Source organism: Streptomyces aureus (assembly GCF_000725495.1).
GTDB classification, from domain to species: domain Bacteria; phylum Actinomycetota; class Actinomycetes; order Streptomycetales; family Streptomycetaceae; genus Streptomyces; species Streptomyces aureus_B.
In genome coordinates, this window is the sequence record NZ_JNZD01000004.1 from 666,968 (window position 1) to 684,151 (window position 17,184).

A 17,184-nucleotide genomic window follows, 5' to 3' on the forward strand; every position below is an offset into this window, starting at 1 on the left:
GGCGTGTCGGTGTGGAGAGGGGCAGTGCGATGCCGGTCCGGATCGAACGTCAGGGGCACGTCACCACCGTCGTCCTCGCGCGGCCCGCGGCCCGCAACGCGGTCGACGGGCCGACCGCCGCCGAACTCGCCGACGCCTTCCGCGCGTTCGAGGCGGACGACACGGCGCGCGTCGCCGTGCTCTGGGGCGAGGGCGGCACGTTCTGCGCGGGGGCCGACCTCAAGGCCATCGGCACCGAGCGGGGCAACGACGTCGCCGAGGAGGGCGACGGGCCCATGGGCCCGACCCGGATGCGTCTGACCAAGCCGGTGATCGCGGCGATCGCCGGGCACGCCGTGGCCGGTGGTCTGGAGCTGGCGCTGTGGTGCGATCTGCGGGTGGCCGAGGAGGACGCCGTCTTCGGGGTGTTCTGCCGCCGCTGGGGCGTGCCGCTGATCGACGGGGGCACGGTACGGCTTCCCCGGCTCATCGGCACGAGCCGGGCCATGGACATGATCCTCACCGGCCGTCCCGTCCCGGCCCGGGAGGCGTACGAGATGGGGCTCGCCAACCGCCTCGTCCCGGCCGGACGGGCCCGCGCCGAGGCCGAGCTGCTGGCGGCCGAGATCGCCGGGTTCCCCCAGTCCTGTCTGCGCAGCGACCGCGCCTCGGTCCTCGACCAGGAGGGCCTGGTCGAGCGCGAGGCCATGCGGGCCGAACTCCGTCACGGCATGGGCGTACTGGAGGAGAGCACCGAGGGCGCGGCCCGCTTCGCCTCGGGAGCGGGGCGCCACGGCTCGTTCAGCGGGCTGTGACCCTGGCGGATGCCTGTCCGACGCCCCAGCTCACCGCACTTGAGCAGCGCCAACCGCCAACTTCCCCCAAGAGTGGTTCCCCACGGGCCTGGTGACGGAGGGGCAGGTGGATGCGGCAGGATGAGCGGTCTCCCCGGGCGACGACGAACACCCGTCCGGGCATGATCGCGCGTTCCCGGATTCGAGCAGGTGGCAAGTGACGACACAGCACATTCGGCCCGCGGGCCCTCACCCCGGCCGCGGCCCCCGAGGAGGTCACCGATGAAGCGCTCCGTCACCGTGGACGACCTGATGATCGCCGGAATAGCCGTGGCGGCCGGACTGCTGGCGGCGTTCCTGCTGCGGATGCTGCTGCGCTGGCTCGGCAAGCACGCCGAGCGCACCCGCTGGAGCGGCGACGACGTGATGGTGGACGCGCTGCGCACCGTCGTCCCCTGGTCGGCGGTGGCCGGAGGCGTCGCCGCGGCGGCCGCGGTGCTGCCGCTGACCGCACCGATCGGCAAGACCGTCAACCGGTCGCTGACCGTGCTGCTCATCGTGGTCGCGACGATCACCGCGGCCCGGCTGATCACCGGTCTGGTCCGGTCGGTCACCCAGTCCCGCTCGGGCGTCGCCGGCTCGGCGACCATCTTCGTGAACATCACCCGCGTCGTGGTGATGGCGATCGGCTTCCTGGTCGTCCTGCAGACCCTGGGGATCTCGATCGCGCCGCTGCTGACGGCCCTGGGCGTCGGCGGTCTGGCCGTCGCCCTCGCGCTCCAGGACACCCTCGCCAACCTCTTCGCGGGCGTGCACATCCTCGCGTCGAAGACCATCCAGCCGGGCGACTACATCCAGCTGAGCAGCGGCGAGGAGGGGTACGTCGTCGACATCAACTGGCGCAACACCACGGTCCGTCAGCTCTCCAACAACCTGGTCATCATCCCCAACGCCCAGCTCTCGGGCACCAACATGACCAACTTCACCCGGCCCGAGCAGCGGATGACGCTCACCGTGCAGGTGGGCGTCGGCTACGACAGCGACCTCGACCACGTCGAGCAGGTCACGAACGAGGTCGTCGCCCAGGTGATGACCGGTATCGACGGCGCCGTCCCGGAGCACGAACCGGCCGTGCGCTTCCACACCTTCGGCGACTCGCGCATCGGGCTCACCGTGATCCTCGGGGTGGGCGAGTTCAGCGACCAGTACCGGATCAAGCACGAGTTCATCAAGCGCCTGCACAAGCGCTACCGGGAGGAGGGCATCCGGATTCCGTCGCCCGCCCGGACGGTGGCGCTCCAGCCCGGCGGCGCGGGCTTCCTGGAGACGGCCATACCGCATCAGCGCGAGGCCGCGAAGCGACCCTGAGAGCGGGCCGGGGCCGGGCGGAACACTCCGCCCGGCCCCGTCCGTTCACGTCGGCCGTTCACCTCGGCCGTTCGCCCGGCCGTTCGCCCCGCCCGCTCAGAGCGTGGCGGTCGAGTCCGGGTAGTGGCCGGGCTCGCGGTGGCGCGGCGCGACCAGGCTCGACACCACCGGGGTGACCGTCCAGTCCGGGTGGTTGGGCATGCGCGGCGTCTTCGTGCCGTACAGCCAGTCGTTCAGGAAGCCCGACTGGTCCTGTCCGGAGACCTCCGTGGCGACCGCGATGTAGTCGGCGGTGGTCGCGGCGCGGTTGCGGTGGCGGTCCAGGAAGGTGCGCTCGATGCGGTGGAAGACGTCCTCGCCGACGAGCTCGCGCAGCGCGTAGAGGACCAGGACACCGCCCAGGTAGCGCTGGTTGTCGAACAGGTTGACGGCGTTCGGCGCGGCCACGGGGCCCGAGGACTGGCGCCACTGGTCGCCCTTGGCGTACGTGTCCTTCATCCGGGCTTCCATGGTGGTCAGGCCCAGCGAGTCGGGCCAGCCGCGCTCGTAGCGGTACAGCAGCCCGTAGAAGTCCGCGTGGCCCTCGTTCAGCCACAGGTCGGCCCAGTCGGCGGGGCTGACACTGTTGCCGAACCAGGAGTGGACCAGCTCGTGCATCATGTGCGAGCCGATCTTCTTCTCCTCCTGGAGCAGGAAGTTCGGCTTGTAGAGCGTGAGGGTCTGGGTCTCCAGGCCGGTGAAGTCGAACGCGTTCGGGTCGTCGGAGTTGCAGGGCAGCAGTCCGTACGTCTCGAACGGGTAGGCGCCGAGCCGCTGCTCCAGCCAGTCCAGCAGGCCGGGGGTGAGCGCGAGCGCCGGCTCCAGTGCGGTGGCGCGCGCCGTCGGGACGACGTCCCGCAGCCCGAGCCCGTTCGGGCCCTGACGCTCCTTGACGGTGTAGTCGCCGACGGTGATCTGCACCAGCTCGGTGGCCATCGGGGACGCGGAGCGGTAGATGTACGCGGTCCGGTCGCCGTCCAGCTTCTCGGTGCCGATCAGCGAGCCGTTCGCGACCCCGCGCAGGGTGCCGGGGACGGTGACGCGGAAGCTGAAGTCCGCCTTGTCCGTGGGGTGGTCGTTGCACGGGAAGACGGTGTGCGCGGCGTCCGGCTGGGGACAGATCGCAAAGCCGTCGGGGGTGGGGACCCAGGCGGTGTGCGTCAGCTTCCGGGCCGGGTCCGCGCCGTACTCGATGCAGACCGCGACCGCGCAGTTCTTCGGCAGACTCCGCGCCGGGGTGATCCGCAGCTTCTCGCCGGCCTGCTCGAAGGCCGCGGCCGTGGCGCCGACCCGCACCGCCTTGATGTCCAGGCCGAGCGCGTCGAGGGAGAAGCGGGAGAGGTCCTGGGTCGCCTTGATCATCAGGATGGCCTTGGCGTCGACCAGGCGGGTCGTGGCGTCGTAGGCGAAGTCGAGGTGGTACGCCTCGACGCGGTAGCCGTCGTTGCCGAGGGCCGGGAAGACGGTGTCGCCGAGGGTCTCCGCGCCCGGGGTGCCCTGGTCGGGCCTTAAGGCCAGCGGCCGGGCCGAGGCGGTGGGGGCGACGGCGAGCGCGGCGGCGGTGCCGAGCAGCGCGGCCGCGGGGGCCGTCACTCTGGTGCGATATCTCATGGTCCGCTTTCGTTCGGGCGCGGTGGGCCGAAGGGTCCGCCGCAAGATCAGGTGCCGGGTCACTCTGAGGTACGTGCGAGCGGGCCGTCGGGTTGCGTGGGGTGGGCCGTTCCCGTTTTCACACCGGCCGTCGTGTTCACATCAACAGGGCCGGACGGGACGCGGCGGGTCGTGTCCGCCGCCGCGGGCCCGCTCCGGGGCCTAGGCCGGTTTTCGCCCCCGCCCGGGCCGACGCGGGGCGGACCCCTGTCGAGCCGGGGGCGCTCACGAGATATCTTGATGTCGAGCAATGTTGCAGACGTGGAGCGGAGCACCCGGTGACTGACTCGACCATCATCTACACGCACACTGACGAGGCCCCGGCCCTGGCGACGTATTCGTTCCTGCCGGTCGTCCAGGCGTACGCCTCGCAGGCGGGTGTCACTGTGGAGACCCGTGACATCTCGCTGGCCGGGCGCATCATCGCCCTCTTCCCGGAGTTCCTCCAGGAGGACCAGCGCATCGCGGACGCCCTGTCCGAGCTCGGTGAGCTGGCCAAGACGCCCGGCGCGAACATCATCAAGCTGCCGAACATCTCGGCCTCGATCCCCCAGCTGAAGGCCGCGGTCGCCGAGCTTCAGGCTCAGGGCTACGCGCTTCCGGACTACCCGGACGACCCGAAGTCGGACGAGGAGCGCGACATCCGCGCCCGGTACGACAAGGTCAAGGGCAGCGCCGTGAACCCGGTCCTGCGCGAGGGCAACTCCGACCGCCGCGCCCCCGCGTCGGTCAAGAACTACGCCAAGACCCACCCGCACCGCATGGGCGCGTGGTCCTCCGAGTCGAAGACGAACGTCGCCACGATGGGTGTCGACGACTTCCGCTCCACCGAGAAGTCCGTGGTGATCTCCGAGGCGGGCACGCTGCGCATCGAGCTGGTCGGCGACGACGGCTCCACCACCGTGCTGCGCGAGTCCGTACCCGTGCAGGCCGGCGAGGTCGTGGACGCGTCCGTCATGCACGTCGCGCCGCTGCGCGAGTTCCTCACCGAGCAGATCGCCCGCGCCAAGGCCGAGGACGTGCTGTTCTCGGTGCACCTCAAGGCCACGATGATGAAGGTCTCCGACCCGATCGTCTTCGGTCACGTCGTGCGCGCCTTCTTCCCGAAGACCTTCGCGGCGCACGGCGAGACCCTCGCCGCCGCCGGTCTGAGCCCGAACGACGGTCTCGGCGGCATCTTCAAGGGCCTGGAGGCGCTCCCGGAGGGTGCCGAGATCAAGTCGTCCTTCGACGCCGAGCTCGCCGAGGGCCCGGCCCTCGCGATGGTCGACTCCGACAAGGGCATCACCAACCTGCACGTGCCGTCCGACGTCATCGTCGACGCCTCGATGCCGGCCATGATCCGCACCTCCGGCCACATGTGGGGCCCGGACGGCCAGGAGGCCGACACCCTCGCGGTCCTGCCGGACTCCTCCTACTCCGGCGTCTACCAGGCCGTGATCGACGACTGCCGTGCCAACGGCGCCTACGACCCGTCGACCATGGGCTCGGTCCCGAACGTCGGCCTCATGGCGCAGAAGGCCGAGGAGTACGGCAGCCACGACAAGACCTTCGAGATCCCGGTCACCGGCACGGTCCGCCTGGTCGACGCGGCCGGCGACGCGGTGCTGGAGCAGACGGTCTCGGCCGGCGACATCTTCCGCGCCTGCCAGACCAAGGACGCGCCGATCAAGGACTGGGTGAAGCTCGCCGTCACCCGCGCCCGCGCCACCGGCAGCCCGGCCGTCTTCTGGCTGGACGAGACCCGCGCCCACGACGCCAACCTGATCTCCAAGGTCACCGCCTACCTGGCGGAGCACGACACCGAGGGCCTGGACATCCGTGTCCTCGCCCCGGTCGAGGCCACCAAGCTGTCGGTGGAGCGCATCCGCCGCGGCGAGGACACCATCTCGGTGACCGGCAACGTGCTGCGTGACTACCTGACCGACCTGTTCCCGATCCTGGAGCTGGGCACCAGCGCCAAGATGCTGTCGGTCGTCCCGCTGATGGCGGGCGGCGGTCTGTTCGAGACGGGCGCCGGCGGCTCCGCGCCGAAGCACGTCCAGCAGCTGGTCAAGGAGGACTACCTGCGCTGGGACTCGCTCGGCGAGTTCTTCGCGCTCGTGCCCTCGCTGGAGCAGCTCGCGAAGACCACCGGCAACACCCGCGCCCAGGTCCTCGCCGACACCCTCGACCGCGCGACGGCGACCTTCCTCAACGAGGACAAGTCCCCGACCCGTCGCCTCGGCGGCATCGACAACCGCGGCAGCCACTTCTACCTGTCCCTGTTCTGGGCCCAGGAGCTGGCGCGGCAGACCGAGGACGCGGACCTCGCCAAGGCGTTCGCGCAGCTCGCCGAGACGCTCACCGCGCAGGAGGGCACGATCGTCGACGAGCTGAACGCGGTCCAGGGCAACCCGGCCGACATCGGCGGCTACTACCAGCCCGACCCCGCCAAGGCCGCCAAGGTCATGCGCCCGTCCGCCACCTGGAACGAGACGCTGGCGAACCTCGCCTGATCCCGCACCACCCCGCGGACCCGCTTCCGCACCGACCGCCCCGACCGGACTCCTCCGGCCGGGGCGGTCGTCGTCGTACGGGGCGCGGTCGTCGTACGGGACGGCGCGGCGCACGCCCACCGCGACGGCGACGGCCGCCCGTCCGGACGCCGTCGATGTGCCGTTCGGCGCGTCACGGTGACGGTGCGGGCCACCTGGGCGATCAGCGGTGGCGGGGGGCAACGGCCGTTCATAGCTTCGGCCCATGACCAGAAACCAGATGGCTTACCTCGCGTGCACGGCGGTCGTCGTGGCGTCGGGCGTGGGCGCCGCCCTGCCCTCCGACCATCCCTCCGTGCACCTGGTACGCCCGGGTGAATCCATCCAGAAGGCCGTGGACTCGGCGCGGGCGGGCGACACCGTCGTCGTCGCCCCCGGCACCTATCGAGAGAGCGTCACCATCACGGTGAAGGGCCTGACGCTACGGGGCGCGAGCGCCAGGTCCACCGTCATCGTGCCGAACACGGCCGCCACCGACGCCTGTGCCAAGGCGGGCAACGGCATCTGTGTGAACGGCACCGACAGCAAGCGCCTGGCCGGTGTCACCGTCGCCTCACTGACCGTCAGGGGCTTCGCCAAGCAGGGCCTGTGGGCGACCGGTACCGAGGACCTGACGGTGCGCCGGGTGACCGCCGAGAAGAACGGCCAGTGGGGCATCGCCGAGGAACGGTCGCTCCGGACCCGGTTCGTGCGCAACACGGCGAAGGACAACGGCGACGCCGGAGTGTTCCTGTCCAACACGGTCGCCACCGAGGAAGGCGCCCGCGACACCCGGGGAACGGTGGTCGCCCACAACCTGCTGACCGGCAACCGGATCGGCATCACGGTCCGACGGCTGCGGAACCTGACCGTCGCCCGCAACGAGGCCACCGGCAACTGCACCGCGGTGTTCGTCGTCGGCGACGAGAACAAGCCCCGGGTCGGCAATCTGTCCGTGCGCGGCAACTACATCCACGCCAACAACAAGTCCTGCCCCAAGACCGCGCGGCTGCCCGCACTCCAGGGCTCGGGGATCGTCCTCACCGGCGCGGAGGACACCCGGGTCACCCACAACCGGGTCGAGGACAACGTGGGCACGTCCCCGCTGTCGGGCGGCATCGTGCTGTTCAAGAGCTTCGTCGGCGCGCTCAGCGAGCGCAACGAGGTCCGCGACAACGTGCTGCTGCGCAACGGCCCCTCCGACCTCGCCAACCGCGACACCGCCGGCAAGGGCAACACGTTCCGGGGCAACACCTGCAAGGTCTCCGAGCCCGCCGGAATGTGCTGACGTCCGGCCCGTCCGATTCCCCGTAGGGCACGACACAGAAACGAGGCAGTGAATGACGACAGTCGAACAGAGTCCCCCGCCGTCCAGCCAGCTGCGGGAACTCGTCTTCGGCGCGGCCCGCGCCGCCGCCGTACGCGCCGCCGCCCGGCTGGGCGTGGCCGACGCCCTTGACGACGTCCCCATGAGCGCGGAGGAACTGGCCGCCGCGGTGAAGACCCAGCCGGGAACACTGCGCCGGCTGCTGCGCGCCCTGGTCTGCCAGGGTGTCTTCACGGAGCGGCCCGACGGCACGTTCGCGCACACGGAGATGTCCCGGCTGCTGCGCGAGGACGACCCGAACAGCCTGCGCTACATCGCCCTGTGGTGCACCGAGCCGTGGACGTGGAACGTCTGGCCGAAGCTGGACGAGGCCGTCCGTGACGGCGGCAACGTCTTCCAGAAGGTGTACGGCAAGGAGTTCTTCCCGTACCTCAACGACGACGCCCCCGAGTCCGCCCACGTCTTCAACCGGGCCATGACGACGTCCAGTTCGCAGTCCGCCAAGGACGTGGCGAAGCTGCTGGACCTGCGGGGCGTGACGTCGGTCGCCGACATCGGCGGCGGGCAGGGTCACGTCGTGGCCAGTCTGCTGGAGAAGCACCCGGCTCTGCACGGCACCCTGCTCGACCTGCCCGGTGTGGTGGAGAACGCCGATCCGCGGCTGCGCGAGGGCGGAGCGCTGGCCGGCCGGGTGCGGATCGTGGCCGGGGACTGCCGTGAGGACATCCCCGTCCAGGCGGACGTGTACATCATCAAGAACATCCTGGAGTGGGACGACGAGAGCACCCGCAGGGCGCTCGCGAACGTCCGCGCTGCGGCCCGGCCCGGTGCCCGGGTCGTCGTCATCGAGAACCTCGTCGACGACACCCCGTCGATGCGGTTCACGACGGCCATGGACCTGCTGCTGCTCCTCAACGTCGGCGGTGCCAAGCACACCCGGCAGAGCATGGTCGACCGGCTCACGGCCGCGGGCCTGGTCATCGGCGAGATCCGCCCGGTCAACCCCTATCTGCACGCCTTCGAGTGCACCGTTCCCGGCTGACCGGGCGGTACACGGAGCACAACCCGAGGCCGCCGGTTCCGCTTCGTCGCGGAGCCGGCGGCCTCGGGTTGTGTCACGGGGACCGCTCAGGAGGCGGGGTCCCGCTCCCAGGTGTAGAAGCGGTGCGCCATGGCGTCCTTGGGGCTGCGCCATGTCTTCGGGTCGTACGCGCTGACGTACGCCGACAGTTCCTCGCTGACGCTGCGGAACTCGGGGTGGCCGGCCACCTTCGCGATGGCGGGGCCCGGGTCCCGTTCGGATTCGATGAGGTGCAGGTACACGTCACCGAACTGGAAGAGGCTGCGCCTGTTGACCCCGATGAGGTGCGGGAGCTCACCCCGGTCGGAGGCGGCGAAGACGTCGGAGATCGCCGGAGCCGAGCCTGGCGCCATGCGGGCGACGATCAGGGCGTGGTGCATCGGATGTCCTTTCCTGGGCCGGTCCGGCGTCAGCGCGGCATCGCGGCGGGGCTGCGGCGCTCCCGGGCGGCCTGCTCGATCCGGTCCCGGATGAGCGCCATCTGGACGACGGAGTTGCGGTTGATGTTGTCCGTCATCCAGGCGTCGTCGACCGGGGCGTCGGGCTTCATCGCGAAGTCCTGCACCCAGCGCATGTGGGTGCCGGCCGGCGTCTCCTCGTACTCCCACCGGATGTTCATGTGGGCGAACGGGCCGGTCTCGACGCGACGGGCCCGCACGGTCCGGCCGGGACGGTCGACGGTGCGCTGCGAGACCCAGCTCCACACCTTGCCGTTCTCGTCCGGGTGCATGGTCAGCCGGAAGGTGGTGGTGTCGCCGTCCCGGGTCAGGACCTCGAGGGACGCGTACTCGCTGAAGAGCCGGGGCCAGTTCTCGATGTCGTTCGTGATGTCCCACACGAGGTCGAGCGGGGCGTCGATGACGATGCTGTTCTCGGTGTGTCCTGCCACTTTCAGGCTCCAGCCTTGAGGGTGTCGTTGACGAGGTCGAGGAACTCCCGCGGGGTCTTGCAGCGCTCCGCGTCGGGGGGCAGGGGCCGGCTGTACCGGTTCTCCAGTTCGCCGACGATGCCGAGCAGACCGAGCGAGTCGAGTCCGAGGGTGCCGAACGGGGCGTCGAAGGACTGCGCGAGCTCGAGGGGGTCGACGGTGATGCCGGCCGCCTTCTTCATGAGCGCGGCCAGTTCGTCGACGGTCACTTCGGTGGTGATCATGCGGTGGTTCTCCTCACGTGCGGCCCGACGGGCGGGCGTTCTCGCCGCCGCGGCGCACGACCAGGGCCGCGTTGGACCCCATGAGTCCCCGGCTGAGGACGAGTGCCGTGCGCAGTTCGGCGGGGCGGGCGTTCGACGTCACCAGGTCGATGTCGTGGCAGACGTCGAACACGTTGGGGGTGGGAGGGATCCGGCCGTGTTCCATCGCGAGGACGGCGGCCGCGGTGTCCAGCAGAGGTGCTCCGCAGTAGGCCCGGCCGATGCCGGTCTTGGGCGCCGTGACGGGGACCCGGGTTCCGTGCGCGCCGAGGGCGTCGGCGATGGCCAGGGCCTCGGCGCGGTCGGCGGCCGGGACGCCCAGGGCGTCGGCGAAGACCACGTCGATCTCCTCCGGGGCGCAGCCGGCCTCGGCGAGGGCGCCCCGGATCGCCTGGGCGAGCCCTTCCCGGGACCGTTCCCACTGAGAGGCCCCGGTGAAGGTGGCCGCGTGTCCGGCGACGAGGGCGCGGATCTCGGCCCCCCGTTCGCGGGCACGGTGCTCGTCCTCGACGACGAGCATGGCGCCGCCCTCCGCGGGCACGAAGCCCGACGCTCCCTCGGTGAAGGGGCGGTAGGCGCGGGCGGGGTCCTCGACGGTGCTGAGTTCGGGGTAGCCGAGCTGGCAGACCATCGAGTACGGGGCGAGCGGCGCCTCCGCGGCGCCGACGAGCATGGCGCCGGTGCCGCGCCGTACGCCGCGGGCGGCACCGGCGATGGCGTCCAGGCCGCCCGCCTCGTCGCTCGCGACGACTCCGCAGGGACCCTTGAATCCGCCGCGGATGGAGATCTGGCCGGTGCTGGCCGCGTAGAACCAGGCGATGGACTGGTAGGGGCCGACGAACTTGGAGCCCTGGCCCCACAGCTTCTGCAGTTCGCGCTGGCCGAACTCGCCGCCGCCCGATCCGGCCGCGGTGATCACGCCGACGTCGTACGGGTTCTCGGGGCCGGTCGATCCGAGGCCCGCGTCGTCGAGGGCGAGGACGGTCGCGGCCATCGCGTAATGGCTGAAGCGGTCGGTCTGGACGAGGAACCGCTCCTCGATGAGGTCGGCGGCGTCGAAGGCCCGTACCTCGCCCGCGACGCGCAGCGGCAGGTGTCCGCATCCTTCACGGGTGATGGTGTCGAGGACGCTGAGGCCCTCGCTGACGGACTTCCAGTAGGCGTCGGTGCGCAGTCCGTTGGGCGCGATGACACCGATGCCGGTGACGGCCGCGTTCCGGGGGCGCTGTGTGCTCATGGTGTCCTCCCAGCCGGCCCGGTCAGGAGGACCGCGGACTGGAATCCGCCGAACCCGCTGCCGACGGAGAGCACGTTCCTGAGCTTCCGGGGGCGGGCGGTGCGCGGCACGTAGTCCAGGTCGCACTCGGGGTCGGGGGTCTCGTAGTTCGCCGTGGGCGGCACCACCTGGTGCTTCAGGGCGAGGACGCAGGCGACGACCTCGATCGCGCCGATCGCGCCCAGGGAGTGGCCGACCATGGATTTGATCGAGCTCATCGGAGTCCGGTAGGCGTGCTCGCCCAGGGACCGCTTGACCGCGGCGGTCTCGTGCCGGTCGTTCTGCCGGGTTCCGGAGCCGTGCGCGTTGACGTAGTCGATGCGCGTGGGGTCGATCCTGGCCTGGTCGAGCGTGCTGTCGATGGCCCGGGACATCTCCAGGCCCTCGCTGGTCAGACCGGTCATGTGGTAGGCGTTGCCGTAGGTGGCGTAGCCGCCGATCTCGCAGTAGATGTGCGCGCCGCGGGCCCGGGCGTGTTCGTACTCCTCCAGGACCAGGACGGCCGCGCCCTCGCCCATGACGAAGCCGTTGCGGTTGGCGTCGAAGGGCCGGGAGGCGTGCTCGGCGTCGTCGTTGTCGGGCGACGTGGCCTTGATGGCGTCGAAGCAGGCCATCGTGATCGGGGATATCGGCGAGTCGGACGCCCCGGCTATGCAGACGTCGGCGCGGCCCTCCTCGATGGTGTGGAAGGCGTATCCGACCGCGTCGAGTCCGGAGGTGCATCCGGTGGAGACGGTCTGGACCGGTCCCTGTGCCCCGAACTGTTCGGCGACGACGGAGGCGAGCGTGCTGGGGGCGAACGCGAGGTGGAGTTTCGGGTCGGCCCTGCGGTGGTCCACGTCCCACCGCGCGCCCGACTCGCTGACCTGGACGTAGTCGTGTTCCAGACGGGTGGTGCCGCCGACGGCGCTGCCCAGGGAAACGGCGACCCGCCAGGGGTCCTCCCGGTTCGTGTCGAGGCCGGAGTCGTGGACGGCCTCCCCGGCCGCGACCACGGCGAACTGGATGTACCGGTCGACGTGTTCGATCAGCTCGGGGTCCAGACCGTGGGCGAGCGGGTCGAAGTCGCATTCGGCGGCTATGCGCGAACGCAGGCCGGCCGGGTCGAAGAGCGTGATGCCCCGGGTGGCGGTGCGGCCGCCTTCGAGGAGGTCCCAGAACGCCTTTGTCCCGGTGCCTCCAGGAGCGACCACACCGATGCCGGTGACAGCCACCCGCCGCGTCACTTTATGGCCCCGCTTCGCTCGGACGGCTGTCCGTGGTCGGGCGCGGACAGGTGGGGCACGGCCGTCATGAACTCGGGGCTCGGCACGGAGTCGTCGGTGGCCTCCGTGTCGACGTGGCCGAGGCTCGGACGGGGGGCGAGCGGGCCGAGGTGGAAGACCATGCGGGCCTCCTCGTCGCCGACGTTGCGGAAGCGGTGCCGCATGTCGATCGGGATCAGCAGGCCCTGGTCGGGCCTGAGCGCGAACGCCTCACCGTCCAGGTCCACTTCGAGGGCGCCGCTGACGACGTACACGAACTCCTCGGAGTACGGGTGGTAGTGCTCGCCGATGCGCTCGCCGGGCTGGATGATGGCCAGGCCCATGAAGCCGCTGGTGGACCCGGCGGTGGCGGGGGTGAGCAGGGCCCGGACGTCGCCTCCGCGCCTGCGGTTGGGCTCCGTCTCGCTCAGGTCCACGATGCGTGGATGGTGCTTGATCATGCTTGAACCTCCGGGTGGTGCGAGGACGTCGGACGACGTCCGGGGACGCGGGCTGCGGCGGTCCGTCAGGAGGGCGCCGAGCTCCGGTCGGTGACGGGCAGCATGTCGGCGTGCGACAGGAGGCGGTGGATGTTGCGCTCCGTCTCCAGGGAGCCCTCTACGCCGATGGCGGCGCCGTCGAGGAGCCGTTCCAGTTCGGCCGCCTTCTTCGCTCCCTTGAGACCGAGGGAGGCGACGGGGTCGCGGTCGAGGTCGCCGGTGATGTCGATGAGGCGGACCACGATGTCGTCGCGCTGGAAGACGGTGCTGCTGTGCACGGGGCTCGCCGGGTCGTCGGCCGCGGCCTCGTCCTGGTGGGCGAGCAGCCGGGCCAGTTCCATGCCGCAGCCCTTGCGGGCCGGGTAGAACAGCGCGTGCCGGGTGACCTTCGCGGGTTCCTCTCCGCCGGCGACCACGTGGTGCACGGCGGGGAGCGCGGCGCGGGTGAAGAAGACCCGTGCCGACTCGGGGTCGCTCAGGTCCCGGTCCTGCTCCAGATAGGGGTTGATGGCCTCCTCGACGGCCCGCACCTCGGGCTGGCGCGACACGTGGCGCAGTGCGGCGAGGAGGTCGCCCTCGACCTCGACGGCGCGCACGACGCGGTTGCCGTGCATGAAGAGCGAGGTGCGGCGCAGCCGGGTGGTGTCGTCGACCTGGGCCTGCGGCGACTGGTAGCCGGCCAGGATCTCCGCGACCTTGGACTCGGAGCCGGGCTTGACGGTGAAGGTGAGGGCGTGGCGCGCGACCCCGGTGCCCACGCGGGCCTCGACCTGCCGGTCCTGCCGGGCCTGCTGCGGGGCGGGCTGTTCGGCGGGGCTGGTCTCGCGCAGGATGCTGTAGCGCATCGACCGGGTGTCGCGGACGCAGCTGTGCATGGGCCGGACGGTCTCGACGTGCTCCTCGCTGTTGACCCAGGCCAGGAAGGGCGGGGCGCTCTCCCACTCGCTGGTGATGAGCCACTGGGAGGGGTTCTCGATCGACTGGCAGAGCTGGTCGCTGATGTGGCCGGGAACCGAGGCGACCTGGTTGCGCATGAGTTCGTAGGCGTCGAGGAACTGCTGCTGGGCGCCTTCGTACAGGTCGAGCAGCAGGATCACCCGAAGCTTCGAGCCGTCGAAGGCCGACTGTGCGATACGTCCCGCGTTGGACATTGCGACACACCTCTCCTTTTCGTCACGGAAGTTCCGGAACGACCGCGGTGTCCGACACGCCGGGGCCGCCATGTGCTGATCGTTGCCGCGTGTCGGGGACTCCGCGAGCCTCACGGGTCAGGCGGGTGAACCGCGCGCCATCCGGGTGCCGCTGCCGTGCGAACCGGCCCGCACCGGGCATGGAATCTGCATCCCCATCCCTGACTCGCGCCCCAGGCGGCGCCGGAGGCAAGCGATGAACCGATTCGAAGGGGCCGACGAGAACGGGCTCCGCACGCCCGTCCTCATCGTCGGCGGCTCACTGGTGGGCCTCTCGACCTCACTGTTCCTGGGGCGTCTGGGGGTGCCGCACATCCTGGTCGAGAAGCACGCGGGCACCTCGATGCACCCGCGCGGACGCGGCAACAACGTGCGCACCATGGAGATCTTCCGGGGGGCGGGGGTGCAGCGGCGGATCGAGGAGGCCGCGTCCGTCCTCGCGGACAACCACGGCATCCTGCAGACGCCGACGCTGGTGGGCGACGCCGGGGAGTGGCTGTTCAAGGAGATCGACCCGGGCGGCGGGCTGGCCCGCTTCAGCCCGGGGGCGTGGTGCCTGTGCAGCCAGAACGACCTGGAGCCGGTGCTGCTGAGGAGCGCACGGGAGCTGGGCGGCGACCTGCGGTTCTCGACCGAGCTGATGTCCTTCGAGCAGGACTCCGAGGGAGTGACCGCGAAGGTCAAGAGCCGGGAGACCGGTGAGCACACGACGATCCGCGCGGACTACCTCGTCGCGGCGGACGGTCCGCGCAGCCCGATCCGCGACGCCCTGCGCATCGGCCAGACCGGCCCCGGCGACCTGTTCCACAACGTGAGCCTCACGTTCACCTCCCGGGACCTGGCCGAGGTCGTCGGCGACCGCCGGTTCATCGTCTGCTATCTGACCGACCCTGCGGCCGACGGGGCTCTGCTGCCCGTCGACAACAAGGAGCACTGGGTCTTCCACGCGCCCTGGCACCCCGAACACGGGGAAACCCTCGAGGAGTTCACCGACGAGCGCTGCGTGGAGCACATCCGGCGGGCGGTCGGCGTGCCGGACCTCGACGTACGGATCACCGGGCGGGCGGCCTGGCATGCGGCCGAACGCGTCGCCGAACGGTACGCGCAGGGGCGGGTGTTCCTGGCCGGCGACTCGGCGCACGAGATGTCCCCGACGGGGGCGTTCGGCTCCAACACCGGTATCCAGGACGCCCACAACCTCGCCTGGAAGCTGTCCGCCGTGCTGGCCGGCTGGGCCGGTCCCGGGCTGCTGAAGTCCTACGACGCCGAGCGGCGGCCGGTCGCGGAGGCGACGAGCGCGCGGGCCTCGTCGCGTTCGGTCGAGCACAGCCACCCCGGGTACACGCCGGAGCCGGGGGCCGGCGGGCAGGGCGGCCCCGGCGGCAGGAAGGGCGGGATCCTCAACGTGGCCCTCGCGTACCGCTATCCGCGGGGCGCGGTCCTGGGGGCGGACACGGCCGCTCCGGTCGTGCCCGAGGGCGTACGGCTGACGGGCGAGCCGGGGACCAGGGCGCCGCACATGTGGCTGACCCGGGCCGGCTCCCGGATCTCCACCCTCGATCTGTACGAGCGCTCCATGGTGCTGCTGAGCTCGGCGGAGGGGGCCGGCGCCTGGCACGCGGCGGCGCAGGACACGGCCCGGCAGCTGTCCGTCCCGGTCGACTCGTACCGGATCGGCGCCGGCCCCGAGGCGGACCTGGTTCCGGCCGGGGACGCGGACTGGGCGCAGGTCCACGGAGTGGGCCCGGAGGGCGCGGTGCTGGTCCGCCCCGACGGCTTCGTCGCCTGGCGGTCCGAGGGCCCCTCGAAGGACCCGCGGACGACGCTGCGAAAGGCCCTGACAGCGCTGCTGGACCAGGCCTGACGCCGGGCGCGGAAACAGCCGGAGGCCGTATCGGATCATTCCGATACGGCCTCCGGCCACGACTTCCGCAGTCGGGACGACAGGATTTGAACCTGCGACCCCTTGACCCCCAGTCAAGTGCGCTACCAAGCTGCGCCACGTCCCGATGCGTCTCCCCCGCGGTCTCCCGCGTGTTCGCGCACCCGAACCTTACCGCACGCGGGTGGACGGCCGCACACACAGGGTCATCGCCGCAGCGCAACGGGGGTCGGGGGCCGGGTGGCTCGGGCCGCGGCGACGGGCCGGCGTCCCGCTGCGGGGCCGGTCAGGCGTTGGGGTCGAAGGCGATGCCGGCCGGACGGGCCTTCGCCAGGTGGGAGCTGAAGCTGTCGTCCCTGAGCCCGAAGTGGGCGCTGCCGAAGTCGTACGAGGTCAACTTCTCGCGGATCCCGGCGGGGTAGCCGTTCCAGCCGACCAGCGTGGGGAACTGCCAGGTGTGGCGGGCGTTCTCCGGCGGCTCGTCGTTGGTGTTCGCGGGCCGGAAGCAGTGCGTGCCGATGCCGTCCTTGTGGTAGACGACCTTGGGGTGCGTCCCGTCCCAGCGGATCCGGTCCCGGGGGTAGATGTTGAAGTTGCCGTGGGCCGACGTGGAGACGTACTTGGCCTCGTTGTCCTGGACCCACACCACGACGTGCTCCCAGTCGTTGCGGTGGCCGCCGAGACCGCTGCCGAGGACGGCCTGGTCCTTCTCCATGTAGAGGCCGTAGATGATGGCGCACCAGCCGTTGTTGCACTTCTCCCGGGAGTACCCGTTGGTGTTGTCGAGGTCCCAGGGGTCGTGGCAGTGGCCGTTCAGGGCCCCGGAGGGCTTGAGGCCGGGGTTCACGGTCCCGTCGGGGCCGATGGCCGGGGTCGGGTAACAGCCGTCGGTGTCGTAGTCGAAGGCCGGCTGGAACGTGCTCTCCAGCGCGTCCGCGTTCCCGGGCAGGGCCGTGGGCGGATCGGCGAGGGCGCTGCCCGGGAAGGCGACGACCAGCGCGACGGCGCTGCCGAGGACGAGCGCGACTCTTCGGGCCCGCGAGCTTGATGTCACTGCTTCCTCCAGGTCGACCGCTGCGTGGGGGCAGGGCAGACCAGGCGGTCATCTTGGCATGCCCAGCTCACCCTCTCGGGCGGGCCGGGAAAA

15 protein-coding genes and 1 tRNA gene are annotated in these 17,184 nt (G+C 71.1%); 6 read left to right on the forward strand and 10 right to left on the reverse strand.

Annotated elements, in window-relative coordinates; all coding sequences use genetic code 11:
* The first annotated feature begins 29 nt into the window (after positions 1–29).
* Both IO36_RS09050 and IO36_RS09055 read left to right on the forward strand, forming a co-directional pair.
* A complete protein-coding gene (locus tag IO36_RS09050) occupies positions 30–794 on the forward strand; it encodes a crotonase/enoyl-CoA hydratase family protein (RefSeq protein ID WP_037617917.1) in 765 nt (254 codons plus the stop codon).
* Between the two features lie 261 nt (positions 795–1,055).
* Positions 1,056–2,141, forward strand: a complete 1,086-nt coding sequence (locus IO36_RS09055; protein ID WP_037617919.1) for a mechanosensitive ion channel family protein — start codon at positions 1,056–1,058, stop codon at positions 2,139–2,141.
* 96 nt (positions 2,142–2,237) lie between these two features.
* Here the strand turns inward: IO36_RS09055 and IO36_RS09060 are convergent, their stop codons facing one another.
* Positions 2,238–3,791, reverse strand: coding sequence for a M1 family metallopeptidase (locus tag IO36_RS09060; RefSeq protein ID WP_037617921.1), 1,554 nt, complete (start codon positions 3,789–3,791; stop codon positions 2,238–2,240).
* 317 nt (positions 3,792–4,108) lie between these two features.
* On the opposite strand from IO36_RS09060, the gene IO36_RS09065 reads away from it, so the two are divergent.
* The 3 genes from IO36_RS09065 (at position 4,109) to IO36_RS09075 (ending at position 8,715) form a co-directional block, all read left to right on the forward strand.
* On the forward strand, positions 4,109–6,328 hold the full coding sequence (locus tag IO36_RS09065) for an NADP-dependent isocitrate dehydrogenase (protein WP_037617922.1): 2,220 nt from the start codon (positions 4,109–4,111) through the stop codon (positions 6,326–6,328).
* Positions 6,329–6,572: 244 nt separating this feature from the next.
* A complete protein-coding gene (locus IO36_RS09070) occupies positions 6,573–7,634 on the forward strand; it encodes a right-handed parallel beta-helix repeat-containing protein (protein ID WP_037617923.1) in 1,062 nt (353 codons plus the stop codon).
* Between the two features lie 52 nt (positions 7,635–7,686).
* On the forward strand, positions 7,687–8,715 hold the full coding sequence (locus IO36_RS09075; protein ID WP_037617925.1) for a methyltransferase: 1,029 nt from the start codon (positions 7,687–7,689) through the stop codon (positions 8,713–8,715).
* A gap of 86 nt (positions 8,716–8,801) precedes the next feature.
* On the opposite strand, the gene IO36_RS09080 is transcribed toward IO36_RS09075, so the two are convergent.
* The 7 genes from IO36_RS09080 to IO36_RS09110 form a co-directional block, all read right to left on the reverse strand.
* Positions 8,802–9,134, reverse strand: coding sequence for a TcmI family type II polyketide cyclase (locus IO36_RS09080; protein ID WP_037617926.1), 333 nt, complete (start codon positions 9,132–9,134; stop codon positions 8,802–8,804).
* A gap of 29 nt (positions 9,135–9,163) precedes the next feature.
* Positions 9,164–9,643, reverse strand: a complete 480-nt coding sequence (locus tag IO36_RS09085) for an SRPBCC family protein (protein ID WP_037617927.1) — start codon at positions 9,641–9,643, stop codon at positions 9,164–9,166.
* A 2-nt stretch (positions 9,644–9,645) separates the two neighbouring features.
* Positions 9,646–9,906: a phosphopantetheine-binding protein gene (locus tag IO36_RS09090; RefSeq protein ID WP_037617929.1), complete on the reverse strand. Its 261-nt coding sequence runs from the start codon at positions 9,904–9,906 to the stop codon at positions 9,646–9,648.
* 13 nt (positions 9,907–9,919) lie between these two features.
* The gene (locus tag IO36_RS09095) at positions 9,920–11,182 is read right to left on the reverse strand and encodes a ketosynthase chain-length factor (RefSeq protein ID WP_037617930.1); all 1,263 of its coding nucleotides are present in this window, start codon (positions 11,180–11,182) and stop codon (positions 9,920–9,922) included.
* Positions 11,179–12,447, reverse strand: coding sequence for a beta-ketoacyl-[acyl-carrier-protein] synthase family protein (locus tag IO36_RS09100; RefSeq protein ID WP_037617932.1), 1,269 nt, complete (start codon positions 12,445–12,447; stop codon positions 11,179–11,181). Before IO36_RS09100 ends, IO36_RS09095 begins: the two co-directional genes overlap by 4 nt.
* Positions 12,444–12,926 carry a cupin domain-containing protein gene (locus IO36_RS09105; protein WP_037617933.1) on the reverse strand — a complete coding sequence of 161 codons (483 nt, stop codon included), beginning with the start codon at positions 12,924–12,926 and terminating at the stop codon, positions 12,444–12,446. The genes IO36_RS09100 and IO36_RS09105 overlap by 4 nt, the downstream gene beginning before the upstream one ends.
* A gap of 65 nt (positions 12,927–12,991) precedes the next feature.
* Entirely contained in the window at positions 12,992–14,116 is a 1,125-nt protein-coding gene (locus IO36_RS09110) for a SchA/CurD-like domain-containing protein (RefSeq protein ID WP_037617935.1), read from the reverse strand.
* Positions 14,117–14,351: 235 nt separating this feature from the next.
* Between IO36_RS09110 and IO36_RS09115 the strand changes: the two genes are divergently transcribed.
* Positions 14,352–16,019, forward strand: coding sequence for an FAD-dependent oxidoreductase (locus IO36_RS09115; RefSeq protein WP_037617937.1), 1,668 nt, complete (start codon positions 14,352–14,354; stop codon positions 16,017–16,019).
* 71 nt (positions 16,020–16,090) lie between these two features.
* Here IO36_RS09115 and IO36_RS09120 read toward each other — a convergent pair.
* A tRNA-Pro gene (locus tag IO36_RS09120) sits at positions 16,091–16,164 on the reverse strand.
* Positions 16,165–16,323: 159 nt separating this feature from the next.
* On the reverse strand, positions 16,324–17,091 hold the full coding sequence (locus IO36_RS09125) for an NPP1 family protein (protein ID WP_037617939.1): 768 nt from the start codon (positions 17,089–17,091) through the stop codon (positions 16,324–16,326).
* Positions 17,092–17,184: the final 93 nt, after the last annotated feature.